Genomic DNA, 14,136 nt, shown 5'->3' on the forward strand with positions numbered 1-14,136 from the left:
GGTCCGTCCGGCGATGACGACCACACCCGCAGAGGTACGCCCCGAGCCCGCCTCCTTCCGCGACCCGGCGAACCGGGTCTTCCACGTCGGGGAGGAGGTGCTGCGCGGGCTGGACCCGCAGGCCGCCGGGCACTGGCGTGCGCTCACCGGCACCGCGTTCTTCCCGGCGCTGGTCGCCGCCGGCAAGATCTGCGCCACCGAGGACGCGCCACCGGCGCTGGTGCCCGCCGCCGCCGGGGCGCCCTGGGCGGCGGTGCTGCGCCACGAACGCATCCCGTTCGTCTCGCACCCGTACGAGTGGTCCTTCACCATGCTGCGCGACGCCGCGCTGCTGCACCTGGAGATCCTGCGCGCCGCGCTGGCCGACGGCTTCACCACCAAGGACGGCTCGGCCTACAACCTGCAGTGGCGCGGCACCGACCCGGTGTTCATCGACATCGGGTCCTTCGAGCCGGTCCGTGACGGCGAGCCGTGGGCCGGCTACCGGCAGTTCTGCCAGACCGTGCTCTACCCGCTGCTGCTCACCGCCCACCTGGGCGTGGACTTCCAACCCTGGCTGCGCGCCCGGGTCGACGGCATCGAAGCCGACCAGCTCCGCCCGCTCTTCGGCGGGGCCCGCCGGCTGCGCGCGGGCGTCCTCACCCATCTGCACCTGCACGGCGCCATGCAGCAGCACAACGCGTCGGCCAGCACCACCGACGTCAAGGCCCAGTTGCGGGCCGCCGGCTTCAACCGGGAGTTGGTCCTGGCCACCGTACGCGGCATCGAGCGACTGGTCCGCAAGCTGGAGCATCGCCCCTCGGTCAGCCACTGGTCGGACTACCAGCGCACCTGCGGCTACTCCGCCCAGGACCGGGCGGCGAAGGAGCGCTTCGTCACCGCCGCGCTGACCGCTGGCGCCCGCCCGCGTCGGGTGCTCGACCTGGGCGCCAACGACGGCCGGTACTCCCGACTGGCCGCCGAGCACGCCGACCACGTGGTCGCCGTCGAGCAGGACCCGGCCGTGGTCGACGAGCTGTACCGGACGTTGCGCGCCGAGGGTCAGCGCCGCATCCTGCCGCTGGTGCTGGACCTGGCCGACCCGTCACCCGGTGGCGGCTGGCGGGGCGTCGAACGGGCCGGCTTCACCCAACGGGCATCGGCCGACGCGGTGCTCGCCCTGGCCGTCGTGCACCACCTGGCGATCGGCCGCAACGTGCCGCTGCCGGACGTCATCGACTGGCTGGCAGGCCTGACCGCGCCCGGCGGCGCGGTGGTCGTGGAATTCGTCCACCCGGAGGACCCGATGGCCCAGCGGCTGCTGGCCAACAAACCCGACGGCCTCTTCCCGGACTACCGCCGCGACGCCTTCGAGCGGCTGCTCGCCGCCCGGGGCCGGATCGCCGACCGCCTGGAGCTGCCCTCGGGCACCCGCACGCTGTACCGGACGGTCGTGGGTGGCTGACCCAGCGCCCCCGCCCGCGCCGGCACAGCCGCCAGGTGCGGGTCGCCTGCCACCGCCGGGTCCGAAAGGCCCGCTGCCGCCCAGACCGCCAAGCGGCGGCGAACGGGTAAACGGGCGCTGGGACGAGGGCTGGCGCGGCGAGCTGGGCCGGCTGCTGGAGGTGGTGGCACTGGTCGGGCTGGTGGTCACCCAGCCACTGCTGGACGTGCTCGGTCGCAGCCCCGACTTCTTCCTCTTCCACCGCGCCGACCCGGGTCAGATCCTGCTGCTGGTCGCCTTGGTGGCGGTGGTGCCCACCGTGCCGGTGGCGCTGCTCGGCGTCACCAGCCGGCTCGCCGGCCGCACCGCCCGCGCGCTCACCCACACCGGGCTGGTCGGGCTGCTGCTGGCCGCGCTGGCCGTGCAGGCGGGCCGACAGGCGACGCCACTTCGGGGCGTACCCCTGCTGGTGGTCGCCGGGTTGGTCGGTGCGGCCGGCGCGGCCGCTCATCGGCGGTGGCGGGCGCCGGGCCGGGTGCTGCGACTGGCCGCCGCCGGTCCGGTGGTCTTCGTGGCCCTCTTCCTGCTCGTCTCACCCACCTCGGCGGTGGTGCTGCCGCGCGGCGACGGCGGCGCGGCCGGCACCGCACAGGGCTCGGGCGTCCACCCGCCGGTGGTCATGCTGATCCTCGACGAGCTGCCGCTGGTCAGCCTGCTCGGCACCGACGGCCGCATCGACGCGGCCCGCTTCCCGCACTTCGCCGAGCTGGCCGGCGGATCGACCTGGTACCGCAACGCCACCGGAGTCAGCGGCTGGACCCCGTACGCCCTGCCGGCGATGCTCACCGGCCGCTATCCGGAACGGTCGGTCGCGCCGCACTACTCGCAGTACCCGGACAACCTGTTCACCGCCTTCGGCGGCCTGTACGACGTCCACGCCCAGGAGAGCATCACCCGGCTGTGCCCACCCAGCCGCTGCGAGCAGCCGGTCAGCCCGGACCAGGGCCTCGACGTGCTGGTCCGGGAGACCGGCACGCTGCTCGGCCAGATCGCCGGGCCGACACCGACCCGGATCGACCCGGAGGACTCGTACCGGGAGCAGACCCGGGCCGAAGCCGGCCTGGACGCCGCCGAACCGGTGCCGGCGGACCCGAAGTTCCGCTGGGACAGCCTGGACGACAACCAGCCGGCCCGCTTCACCAGCTTCCTGGCCGGGTTGAAGCCGACACCCCGGCCCGCCCTGCACTTCCTGCACCTGCTCATGCCGCACTCGCCGTGGGCGTTCCTGCCGTCCGGGGCGCGCTACGACGCCCCGGAGGACCTGCCCAACGACGGCACCGGCTGGGTCGACCTGGCCCGGCAGCGCCACCTCGCGCAGCTCGGCTACACCGACCGGCTGATCGGCGAGACACTGCGTACGCTGCGCGCCAGCGGCCTCTACGACAAGGCCATGGTGGTGGTCACCGCCGACCACGGAGTGAGTTTCCGCCCGGGCGCGCAGGGGCGGGGGATGGACGCGATCAAGGCAGCCCCCGGCGAGGTGGCGTGGGTGCCGATGTTCGTCAAGGAACCCGGGCAGCAGACCGGCCGGGTCGACGACCGCAACTGGGAGCACGTCGACCTGCTGCCGACCGTCGCCGACGAGGCCGGCATCCGGCTGCCCTGGCGCGTCGACGGCCGCTCCGCCCGGCAGTCCCCGCGTACCGATGGCACGAAGCACTTCTACGACACCCCCGGCGAAGCGGTCACCTTCCCCGACGGGGTGCCCAGCCCACCGGCGCTGCCCGCGCCGCACCCGCTGGTCGGCACCGAGGTCCGCGCCGGCCCGACCGGGGGCAGCGCCCGGGTGGCCGACCTGGCCGCGTTCCGGGCCACGGACCCGGACACCGGCACCCTCCCCGCACTTGTCTGGGGCGACGTGCCGGACGCGATCCCGAACGGCACGCTGCTGGCGGTGGCCATCAACGGGCGGATCGGGGCGGTGGTCCCGGTGGTGCCACCCGACCCCGGCGGCCGCCGGTTCGCCGCGCTGCTCACCGACGACCGGCTGTTCCACCCCGGGACGAACCAGCTCGACGTCTACCAGGTCACGGCAGGTACGCTGCGGCGCCTCGCGCTGACGTGAGCCCTACCGCTGCGCGGTGGGTCGGGTTGCGGGGGTGACGCATACCTCACCCCGGAACCACGGCGGGCGGTGTCCCCCACGCCGCAATTACGGTAGAAGCGAAGGCAATTCAACGTAGATCTGCCGGCGAAGCGAGGAACCACATGACGGAAGTCAAGCTCGATCACCCCGGTGGGCAGCTGTCGATGCCGGTGCACTCCGCGGTCGAGGGCCCCGCCGGTATCGGGGTCAGCAAGCTGCTGAAAGAAACCGGGATGACCACCTACGATCCCGGTTTCGTCAACACCGCCGCGGCGTCGTCCGCGATCACCTACATCGACGGCGACGCGGGGATCCTGCGTTACCGGGGATACCCGATCGAGCAGCTGGCCGAGAAGTCCTCCTTCCTGGAGGTCTCCTACCTGCTCATCTACGGTGAGCTGCCCACCGAGCAGCAGCTGACCGAGTTCACCGAGTGGATCCGGCGGCACTCGCTCCTGCACGAGGAGATGCGGCGCTTCTTCGACGGCTTCCCCCGGGACGCCCACCCGATGGCCGTGCTCTCCTCGGCGGTCAGCGCCCTCTCCACCTTCTACCAGGACAGCCTGGACCCGTTCGACTCCGAGCACGTGGAGATCTCGACGGTCCGGCTCATGGCGAAGGTCCCGACCATCGCCTCGTACGCCTACAAGAAGTCCATCGGGCAGCCGCTGCTCTACCCGGACAACTCGCTGGGGTACGTGGACAACCTGCTGCGCATGACGTTCGGCGTGCCGGCGGAGCAGTACGAGGTCGACCCGGTCATGTCGAAGGTGCTGGACATGCTCTTCGTCCTGCACGCCGACCACGAGCAGAACTGCTCCACGTCGACCGTCCGGCTGGTCGGCTCCAGCAACGCCAACCTGTTCGCCTCGGTCTCCGCCGGCGTGAACGCGCTGTTCGGCCCGCTGCACGGCGGCGCCAACCAGGCGGTGCTGGAGATGCTCCAGCAGATCCACGCCGGCGAGGACGACGTCCGCTCCTTTGTTCGCAAGGTCAAGAACAAGGAGGACGGCGTCAAGCTGATGGGCTTCGGCCACCGGGTCTACAAGAACTACGACCCGCGGGCGGCGATCGTCAAGAAGGCCGCGCAGGACGTGCTGGGCCGCATGGCCAAGCCGGACCCGCTGCTGGACATCGCCATGGAGCTGGAGGAGATCGCGCTCGCCGACGACTTCTTCGTCTCCCGTCGGCTCTACCCGAACGTGGACTTCTACACCGGCCTGATCTACAAGGCCATGGGCTTCCCGACGAAGATGTTCACCGTGCTGTTCGCGCTCGGCCGGCTGCCCGGCTGGATCGCCCAGTGGCGCGAGATGATCAGCGACCCGGAGACCAAGATCGGCCGTCCGCGGCAGGTCTACGTCGGTGCCGCCGAGCGGGACTACGTCCCCTTCGCCCAGCGCTGAGCGCCCACCCCCGCAAGACAGAGCAGGCCGCCGACCCCCACAAGAGGTCGGGGGGCTGCCGCTGTCCCTGGCCCCTGTCGTCGTCGGTCCCCCTGGTCGCCCAGGCCGCCTTGGTCGCTCCGTGGCTCCGGTGGGGTCCGGTCGCTCTAGTCGCCCTGGTAACCCCGGTTCGCCCTTCCGTCGGCCGGGGTGGCGCTTGATCGACTCGGGTTCCTGGAAGTCGCGGTGTCCAGGCGGTGTGGATACCCCGACTTTCAGTGAGGCGAGTTGATCACGGTCGGCAAGTGCCCGTCACGGATGCTGAGGCAGACTCCCGGGACGCTGGTTGGCGGGCTTGGGCGGGCGGCGACGTTGGCGAGGCGTCAGAACGCCGAGATGTCTTGTGCTCGCTCGCCACGGCTCAGGGCGCTGATCAGCGCGGACTGACCGCGGCGGCGTACGGCAAGCCGGACCAGCAGGTCGCGTACGGGGTCGAAGACCTCCGGGGGGAACTCCGGCGTGGGTACGCCGACGCTCACCGCCAGGTCGTCGCAGTGGACCACGATCTCCAGTTGGCGGGTGAGTAGGAAGTCGCTGCGTCGCAGGGCCCAGCCCTGCCACGGAATCGGCACGACGTCCCGGGCGGTCCCGCGCGAGAGCAGGTCGCCGTCTCGCGTGGCGCCGCGCGAGAGCAGGTCTTCGTCCCGGGCAGCGCCGCGGGGGAGCAGGTCGCCTTCCCGGGCGGTGCCGCGCGAGAGCAGGTCACCGACCTCAGTCAGCGCGTCAGCGGAGCGGGCGTCCAGCTCCGCTGGTCCCCGTGCCGCTTCGGCTTCGTCCAAACCCGAGGCGACCGACGCCTTGTCCGGGGAACCCTCGGTGACCCAGGCGGCTCGCTCGTAGTGGTCGTCGGCCGACTCCAGGGCGGGCAGGTCGGTGGGCATCGGCAGCAGTTCCGCCGCCCGTATCGCCTGACGCCCCAGGTGGCAGGCCAGGCCACCCACGGACAGGTGCGGCAGCGCGCTCGGGCGTGACCACTGCTCGGTCACCTCGGGGCGTCGGATCAGGTCCAGAGCGATCGAGGCGGCTATCGGGAAGCTGGTGTCCAGGGCGTCGACAGAACGAGACATCCGCACATCCTGACAGGCCCAGCCAGGCCGCGCCGAGCAGCGAGACAGCGAGACACGGCATGATCGACTCGGCTTCCAGGAAGTCGGGGTGTCCCGAGCGCTGGGACACCCCGATTTCAAGGAAACCGAGTCGATCAAGGAAGAGCGGCGTGCGACGTGCCCGCCGCCAGAAAAGCGGCGCCGGGGTTAGCGGAGGCCGGCTGCGGCCAGGAGGTTGCCGGTGGGCAGGGCCGGTAGGGCTCGGCCCTGGGACATGCGCTGCTCGGCCCGCTCGGCCGTGAACGCGGCGTCCGTCGCGATGGCGGCGGCGTACGTGGCGGCGGTGCGCTGGGCGATGGCCGACCAGCCGTACTGCTCGTGGACCACGCGACGGGCGCGGCGGGCGAGCTTGCGGGCACGGTTGGTGTCGGACAGCAGGGCGTCCACGGCCTCGGTCAGCCCGTCGGGGTCCTGCGGCGCGAAGGTCATGCCGGTCACGCCGGGCTCGACGATCTCCGCGAGGCCACCGGTGGCGGCCACCGCCAGGGGAGCGCCAGCGGCGGCACCTTCCAGGGCGACCATGCCGAACGGCTCGTAGATGCTCGGCACGGCGAAGCAGTCGGAGGCGGCCATCAGCGCCGGCAGGTCGTTGCCGCCGAGGAAGCCCGGCATGTCGACCATGCGACCCAGACCGCGGCGGTGCACCTCGGCCTCCAGCTCCGCGCGGTACGGGCCGTCGCCGGCGATCACCACGCGCAGCCCGGGGTGCCGCTCACGCAGTCGGGGCAGCGCGGCGATCAGGTGCTGCACGCCCTTCTCGTACACGAGTCGGCCGGCGAAGGTGACCAGCGGGCCGTTCTCGGCGAACCGGGCCCGGGCGGCGCGCACGGCGCTCGCCGGCACCTGCCAGCGGTGCGGCTCCACGCCGTTGGCCACCACGTCGACCCGGCCGGCCGGTACGCCGAACAGCCCGGTCACCTCGTCGCGCATGTACCCGGAGCAGACGATCACCCGGTTGGATTCGCCGCTGAGCCAGTGTTCGACGCCGTGGATGGTGCGGTTCATCTCCTCGGGCAGCCAACCCTGGTGCCGGCCCGCCTCGGTGGCGTGGATCGTCGTCACGAGGGGGATGTCGAGGTGGTCGCGCAACGTCATCGCGGTGTGGGCGACGAGCCAGTCGTGGGCGTGGATGACGTCGTAGGAGCCGGCTTCGGTGGCGCGTAGGGCGGTGCGGGTGAGGGTGTGGTTGAAGGCCATGGTCCAGGCGAGCAGGCTGCCGGTGGCGAGGGGGAAGGTGACGGGGTCTTCGGGGGCGCGCAGGATGCGGACGCCGTCGGCGTACTCCTCGAGGGGTGCGCCTTCGGCGTGGCGGGTGACGACGGTGACCTCGTGGCCGGCGGCGGCGAGGGCGACGGAGAGAGCGTGCACGTGTCGGCCGAGGCCACCGACGAGCACCGGCGGGTACTCCCACGACAGCATCAGGATGCGACGGGTCTGCGGCGGAACGCCCCCGCCCGGCTGCGCCGGGTGCTGAGGCCGGGAAGTCAGGGTGGGCCGGTGGGCCCGGTCCGTCGCGATGGCTGGCTGCTCGCCGACCCGCAGCGTGGTCACATCAATCTCCGTCCATGCATGGTGGTACGCGCCGGCGTCGGTGGCGGCGTAGTGGGAGTGAAAAGGGGTGGCCGAGGGCCGAGGTGGGCAACGCGCACGCATGTGCCCTCGTACAAGGGAACGGCATTGAGCGCGATACCGCATCTCGAAAGGGGCCAAGGTGACGGACAACACCTGAGGGGTGGAGCCGGCATCAGACAGGTGGATTCCGGCCATGGCCTGAAAGGATGGATTGGCGCGCCTGGGCGGCGGGCACATTCCCGGCGCACGTACGGGCGGCTGAAGGAGCGACATGCAGGTCTGGCCGGGTGAGCGGTACCCCTTGGGCGCCACCTACGACGGGATGGGCACCAACTTCGCCATCTTCTCCGAGGTGGCGGAGAAGGTCGAGCTGTGCCTCTTCGACGAGTGGGACACGGGCGCCGAGCGGCGGGTGGAGCTGCGCGAGGTGGACGCGTACGTCTGGCACGCGTACCTGCCGGGCATCGAGCCGGGGCAGCGCTACGGCTACCGGGTGCACGGCCCGTACGACCAGGCGAACGGGCTGCGCTGCAACCCGCACAAGCTGCTGCTCGACCCGTACGCCAAGGCCGTCGACGGTGACGTCCAGTGGGACCCGGCGGTGTACGACTACGACCTGGAGCACCCGGAGCGGATGTCCGAGACCGACTCGGCGCCGTTCATGCCGAAGTCGGTGGTGGTCAACCCGTACTTCGACTGGGGCAACGACAAGCCGCCGCGCACCCCGTACCACCACTCGGTGATCTACGAGGCCCACGTGCGCGGGCTGACCATGCGGCACCCGGACATCCCGGAGGAGCTGCGCGGCACGTACGCGGCCATCGCCTCCCCGCCGATGATCGACTATCTGACCAAGCTCGGGGTGACGGCGATCGAGCTGATGCCGGTGCACCAGTTCATCCACGACAACCGGCTGGTCGATCTGGGGCTGCGCAACTACTGGGGTTACAACACGATCGGCTTCTTCGCCCCGCACCACGGCTACTCTGCGATGGGTCACCTCGGGCAGCAGGTGCAGGAGTTCCGCGGCATGGTCAAGGCGCTGCACGCGGCCGGCATCGAGGTCATCCTCGACGTGGTCTACAACCACACCGCCGAGGGCAACCACCTCGGCCCGACGCTGAGCTTCAAGGGCGTGGACGCGCCCAGCTACTACCGGCTCAGCGAAGAGGACCGGCGCTACTTCGTCGACTACACCGGCACCGGCAACAGCCTCAACGTGCGCAGCCCGCACTCTCTGCAACTGATCATGGATTCGCTGCGCTACTGGGTGCAGGAGATGCACGTCGACGGCTTCCGCTTCGACCTGGCGGCCACCCTCGCGCGCGAGTTCTACGAGGTCGACCGGCTCTCCACCTTCTTCGAGGTGGTCCAGCAGGACCCGGTGGTCAGCCAGGTCAAGCTGATCGCCGAGCCGTGGGACGTCGGCCCCGGCGGCTACCAGGTGGGCAACTTCCCGCCGGTGTGGACCGAGTGGAACGGCAAGTACCGCGACACCGTCCGGGACTTCTGGCGCGGCGAGCCGGCCACCCTCGCCGAGTTCGCGTCCCGGATCTCCGGCTCCGCCGACCTCTACCAGGACGACGGGCGGCGGCCGTTCCACAGCATCAACTTCGTCACCGCCCACGACGGGTTCACGGTCAACGACCTGGTGTCGTACAACGACAAGCACAACGAGGCCAACGGCGAGGAGAACCGGGACGGCGAGAGCCACAACCGATCCTGGAACTGCGGGGTGGAGGGCGACACCACCGACGAGGCGGTGCTCGCCCTGCGGGCCAAGCAGCGGCGCAACTTCCTGGCCACCCTGATGCTGTCCCAGGGCGTCCCGATGATCGCCCACGGCGACGAGCTGGGCCGCACCCAACGCGGCAACAACAACGTCTACTGCCAGGACAGCGAGTTGGCCTGGGTCGACTGGGACAACGTCGACGAGCGGCTGCTGGAGTTCGTCCGGACGCTGACCGCGTTCCGGGCCAAGCACCAGGTGTTCCAACGGCGGCGGTTCTTCACCGGCCTGCCGGTGGGCGGGCGGGACGCCGACGGGCCGCTGCCCGACCTGGCCTGGTACACCCCCGACGGGCGGGAGATGACCAGCGACGACTGGGGCAACGACTTCGGGCGCTCGCTGGCGCTCTTCGTCAACGGCGAGGGCATCCGCGAACGCGGCCAGTACGGCCAGCGCCACCACGACGCCTCGTTCCTGCTCTGCTTCAACGCGCACGACGCACCACTGGATTTCACCCTGCCCGGCAGTGAGTACGGCCAGAAGTGGGAACGGGTGATCAGCACCGCCGACCCCGACCCGGACGACGTCACGGTGATCAGCGCGGGCGGCACCATCCGGGTGCCGGACCGCTCCCTGGTAGTGCTGGAGAGGACGATCTGACATGCGGTCCACCTACCGGGTGCAGGTCCGGCCCGGCTTCGACCTGGACGCCACCGCCGACCTCACCGACTACCTCGCCGCCCTCGGCGTCAGTCACCTCTACACCGCCCCGCTGCTCACTGCCACGCCCGGCTCGGCGCACGGCTACGACGTGGTCGACCACCGCGCGGTCAACCCGGAGCTGGGCGGCGAGGCGGGCCGACAGCGACTCCTGCGCGCGCTGCGCGCCGCCGGGCTCGGCCTCGTCGTCGACATCGTGCCCAACCACGCCGGGGTGGCCGTGCCGCCGGCCAACCCCGCCTGGTGGGACGTGCTGCGTCGGGGGCGCTCCTCGGCGTACGCCGACTGGTTCGACATCGACTGGGACCGGGGCCGGCTGCTGCTGCCGGTGCTGGCCGACACCCCGGACGCCCTCGACGACCTCAAGGTCGTCGACGGGGAGCTGCGCTACCACGAGCACCGCTACCCGATCGCCGACGGCACCGGCGACGGCAGCGCCCGCGAGGTGCACGACCGGCAGAGCTACGAGCTGGTCTCCTGGCGGCGCGGCGACGCCGAGCTGACGTACCGCCGGTTCTTCGCCGTCTCGGACCTGGCCGGGCTGCGGGTGGAGGACCCGGCGGTGTTCGCGGCCACCCACGAGCTGATCCTGCGGTGGGCCGCCGCCGGCGAGGTCGACGGCATCCGCGTCGACCACCCCGACGGCCTGCGCGACCCCGCCGGCTACCTGGAGCGGTTGCGGGCCGCCGCGCCAGCGGCCTGGCTCGTGGTGGAGAAGATCCTGGAGTACGGCGAGGAACTGCCGGACTGGCCCGTCGACGGCACCACCGGGTACGACGCTCTCGCCGCCGTGAACGGGCTCTTCGTGGACACCGACGCCGAGGGCGACTTCACTGCGTTGGACACCCGCCTCGCCGGGCACCACACCTCGTGGGAGGACCTCACCCACGCCACCAAGCTCGCCGCCGCCACCAAGCTGCTCGCCGCCGAGCTGACCCGGCTCGCCGCGCTCGCCCCCGACGTCCCCACCGACCAGGCCCGCGCCGCCCTCGCCGAGCTGGCCGCCGCGTTCGCCGTCTACCGGGGCTACCCGCCGCTTGGCGCCCGGCACCTCGCCGCCGCCCGCTCCGAGGCCGGCCGCCGCCGCCCCGACCTGGCCATCGCCCTCGACGCGGTCACCCGCCGACTGCGTGACCCCGACGACGAGCTGGCCCGCCGCTTCCCGCAGCTCACCGGCGCGGTCATGGCCAAGGGCGTCGAGGACACCGCCTTCTACCGCTGGACCCGCTTCATCGCACTCAACGAGGTCGGCGGCAGCCCCGCCCACTTCGGCGTGCCGCTCGCCGAGTTCCACCGCTTCGCCACCGCCCGCCAGGTGCGCTGGCCGGCCAGCCAGACCACCCTGTCCACCCACGACACCAAGCGCAGCGAGGACGTCCGCGCCCGGCTCGCCGTGCTCAGCGAACTGCCGACCCGCTGGGCCGCGCAGGTCCAGACCTGGATGGAGTACGCGCCGCTGCCCGACCCGGCGTTCGCCCACCTGCTCTGGCAGACCGCCGTCGGCGCCTGGCCCATCGAGCGCGAGCGACTGCACGCGTACGTCGAGAAGGCCGCCCGGGAAGCGGGCGCCTCGACCAGTTGGGGTGACCCCGACCCGGTCTTCGAGCGGGCCATGCACGGCGTGGTCGACGCCCTCTACGACGACCCGAAGCTGCACGCCGAGCTGACCGAATTCGCCAATGAGATCACCCCGGCCGGCTGGAGCAACTCCCTCGGGCAGAAGCTCATCCAGCTCGCCATGCCCGGCGTCCCCGACACCTACCAGGGCACCGAATTGTGGGACAACTCCCTCGTCGACCCCGACAACCGCCGCCCGGTCGACTTCGCCGTACGCCGAGAAATGCTGGCACGTGTGGACGGCGGCTGGCGACCCCCGGTCGACGCCGGCGGCGCCGCGAAGCTGCTCGTCGTGTCGCGGACGCTGCGGCTGCGGCGCGCGCACCCGGAGCTGTTCACCAGCTACCGGCCGGTGCCCGCGCACGGGCGGGCCGGCCGGCACGTGGTGGCCTTCGACCGGGGCGGCGCGATCGCCGTGGCCACCCGACTGCCGCTCGCCCTGGCGCGCGCCGGTGGCTGGCGCGACACAGTCCTGTCGCTTCCCGTTAACGAGGTGACCGACCTGTTCACCGGCCGGGTCTACAGTGGCGGGGAGACCGCACTGGCCGACCTGCTGGCCGATTATCCGGTCGCCCTGCTGGCTCCTCCCACCGATACCGCGGAGGCTGCGTCATGACCGAATTCACGGTGTGGGCGCCGGACGCCACCCGGGTGCGACTGCACCTGCCCGGCGCCGCCGACCACGAGATGCGCGCCGCCGCCGACGGCTGGTGGCGGGTCGACGTGCCCGGCGGCGGCCCCGACTACGCCTTCCTGCTCGACGACGACGAGACCCCGCTGCCCGACCCCCGCTCGCAGTGGCAGCCGGCCGGCGTGCACGGGCCCAGCCGCCTCTACGACCAGAGCGCCTTCGACTGGACCGACGACGCCTGGACCGGCCGGCAACTGCCCGGCGGGATCCTCTACGAGCTGCACATCGGCACGTTCACCCCGGAGGGCACCTTCGACGCGGCCATCGACCGCCTCGACCACCTCGTGGCGCTCGGCGTCGACCTGATCGAGCTGCTCCCGGTCAACGCCTTCAACGGCGAACACAACTGGGGGTACGACGGGGTCTGCTGGTATGCCCCACACGAACCCTACGGCGGCCCGGACGGCCTGAAACGCCTCATCGACGCCGCCCACGCGAAGGGCCTGGGGGTGATCCTCGACGTCGTCTACAACCATTTCGGGCCCTCCGGGGCCTACGCGCCGCGGTTCGGCCCGTACCTCGCCGAGCAGAGCAACACGTGGGGCCGCTCGGTCAACCTGGACGGCCCGCACTCCGACGAGGTCCGCCGCTACATCATCGACAGCGTCCTCATGTGGCTGCGCGACTACCACGTCGACGGCCTACGCCTGGACGCCGTCCACGCCCTGCCCGACTCGCGGGCCGTGCCGCTGCTCGAAGAGCTGGCCGTCGCCGTCGAGTCCTTGTCGACGCACCTGGGTCGGCCGTTGTCGCTGATCGCCGAGTCGGACCTCAACGATCCCCGGCTCATCACTCCTCGGGAGGCGGGCGGGTTCGGGCTGCACGCCCAGTGGAACGACGACGCGCACCACGCGCTGCACACGCTGCTGACGGGGGAGCGGCAGGGCTACTACAGCGACTTCGGCTCCCTCGAAACGCTGTCGGACGTGCTGACGGGTGGGTTCTTCCACGCCGGCACGTGGTCGAGCTTCCGCAACCGTCATCATGGGCGTGCTCTTGACCCGCGCGTGCCAGGGCATCGGTTGGTGGCTTACCTGCAGAACCACGACCAGATCGGCAACCGGGCTACGGGTGACCGAATCTCTTCTTCCCTGTCGCCTGCGCTGCTGCGGGTGGGGGCCGTGCTGCTGTTGACGTCGCCGTTCACGCCCATGCTGTTCATGGGGGAGGAGTGGGCGGCTTCTACGCCGTGGCAGTTCTTCACGTCGCACCCCGAGCCGGAGTTGGCTGCTGCGGTGGCTCAGGGGCGGCGTCGCGAGTTCGAGGCGCACGGCTGGCCACCCGGGGACGTGCCTGATCCGCAGGACCCGCAGACGTTCGTGCGGTCGCGGTTGGACTGGGCGGAGCTGGACAAGCCCGAGCATCGGGAGATGTTGGCGTTCTACCAGCGGTTGATCGCTCTGCGGCGGTCTCTTCCTGATCTGTCCGATCCTCGGTTGCATGCGGTTTCTGTGCAGCATGGGGACCAGTTCCTGCTGATGCGGCGGGGGGAGACGCTGGTTGTGGCGAACCTGGCTGGGCGGGGGCAGGGAGTGTCGCTGCCGGGGGTGGTGCGACGGGTGCTGCTGGCGTCGGGGGAGGGCGTCACGGTTATGCGGGACAGGATTCAACTGCCGGCCGAGACGGCGGCGATTGTGGCGCTTTGAGAATGCTCGAAGCCGAGCAGGTCCTGAAAGATGTCCAGTTT

General features: G+C 71.5%; 8 protein-coding genes. 6 read left to right on the plus strand and 2 right to left on the minus strand.

The window, feature by feature from the left end; all coding sequences use genetic code 11:
• Positions 1-13 precede the first annotated feature (13 nt).
• From V6V47_RS18215 to V6V47_RS18225, 3 genes are all read left to right on the plus strand, one after another.
• Positions 14-1,444: a methyltransferase domain-containing protein gene (locus tag V6V47_RS18215; RefSeq protein WP_334629461.1), complete on the plus strand. Its 1,431-nt coding sequence runs from the start codon at positions 14-16 to the stop codon at positions 1,442-1,444.
• Complete coding sequence (locus tag V6V47_RS18220; protein ID WP_442934258.1) at positions 1,437-3,548, plus strand: sulfatase-like hydrolase/transferase; 2,112 nt, start codon at positions 1,437-1,439, stop codon at positions 3,546-3,548. The genes V6V47_RS18215 and V6V47_RS18220 overlap by 8 nt, the downstream gene beginning before the upstream one ends.
• 143 nt (positions 3,549-3,691) lie before the next feature.
• Entirely contained in the window at positions 3,692-4,975 is a 1,284-nt protein-coding gene (locus V6V47_RS18225; RefSeq protein ID WP_334629462.1) for a citrate synthase, read from the plus strand.
• Between the two features lie 362 nt (positions 4,976-5,337).
• Here the strand turns inward: V6V47_RS18225 and V6V47_RS18230 are convergent, their stop codons facing one another.
• Together V6V47_RS18230 and V6V47_RS18235 are read right to left on the minus strand one after the other, a co-directional pair.
• Positions 5,338-6,081, minus strand: a complete 744-nt coding sequence (locus V6V47_RS18230; protein ID WP_334629463.1) for a hypothetical protein — start codon at positions 6,079-6,081, stop codon at positions 5,338-5,340.
• Between the two features lie 186 nt (positions 6,082-6,267).
• Positions 6,268-7,671 carry a glycosyltransferase family 4 protein gene (locus V6V47_RS18235; protein ID WP_334629464.1) on the minus strand — a complete coding sequence of 468 codons (1,404 nt, stop codon included), beginning with the start codon at positions 7,669-7,671 and terminating at the stop codon, positions 6,268-6,270.
• A gap of 292 nt (positions 7,672-7,963) precedes the next feature.
• On the opposite strand from V6V47_RS18235, the gene glgX reads away from it, so the two are divergent.
• The 3 genes from glgX to treZ are packed head-to-tail and all read left to right on the plus strand — an operon-like array spanning position 7,964 to position 14,095.
• Complete coding sequence (glgX, locus tag V6V47_RS18240) at positions 7,964-10,081, plus strand: glycogen debranching protein GlgX (RefSeq protein ID WP_334629465.1); 2,118 nt, start codon at positions 7,964-7,966, stop codon at positions 10,079-10,081.
• A gap of 1 nt (position 10,082) precedes the next feature.
• On the plus strand, positions 10,083-12,374 hold the full coding sequence (gene treY / locus V6V47_RS18245; protein WP_334629466.1) for a malto-oligosyltrehalose synthase: 2,292 nt from the start codon (positions 10,083-10,085) through the stop codon (positions 12,372-12,374).
• Positions 12,371-14,095, plus strand: a complete 1,725-nt coding sequence (treZ, locus tag V6V47_RS18250; RefSeq protein ID WP_334629467.1) for a malto-oligosyltrehalose trehalohydrolase — start codon at positions 12,371-12,373, stop codon at positions 14,093-14,095. Before treY ends, treZ begins: the two co-directional genes overlap by 4 nt.
• Positions 14,096-14,136: the final 41 nt, after the last annotated feature.

This window comes from Micromonospora sp. CPCC 205539, assembly GCF_036906815.1.
GTDB lineage: Bacteria > Actinomycetota > Actinomycetes > Mycobacteriales > Micromonosporaceae > Micromonospora.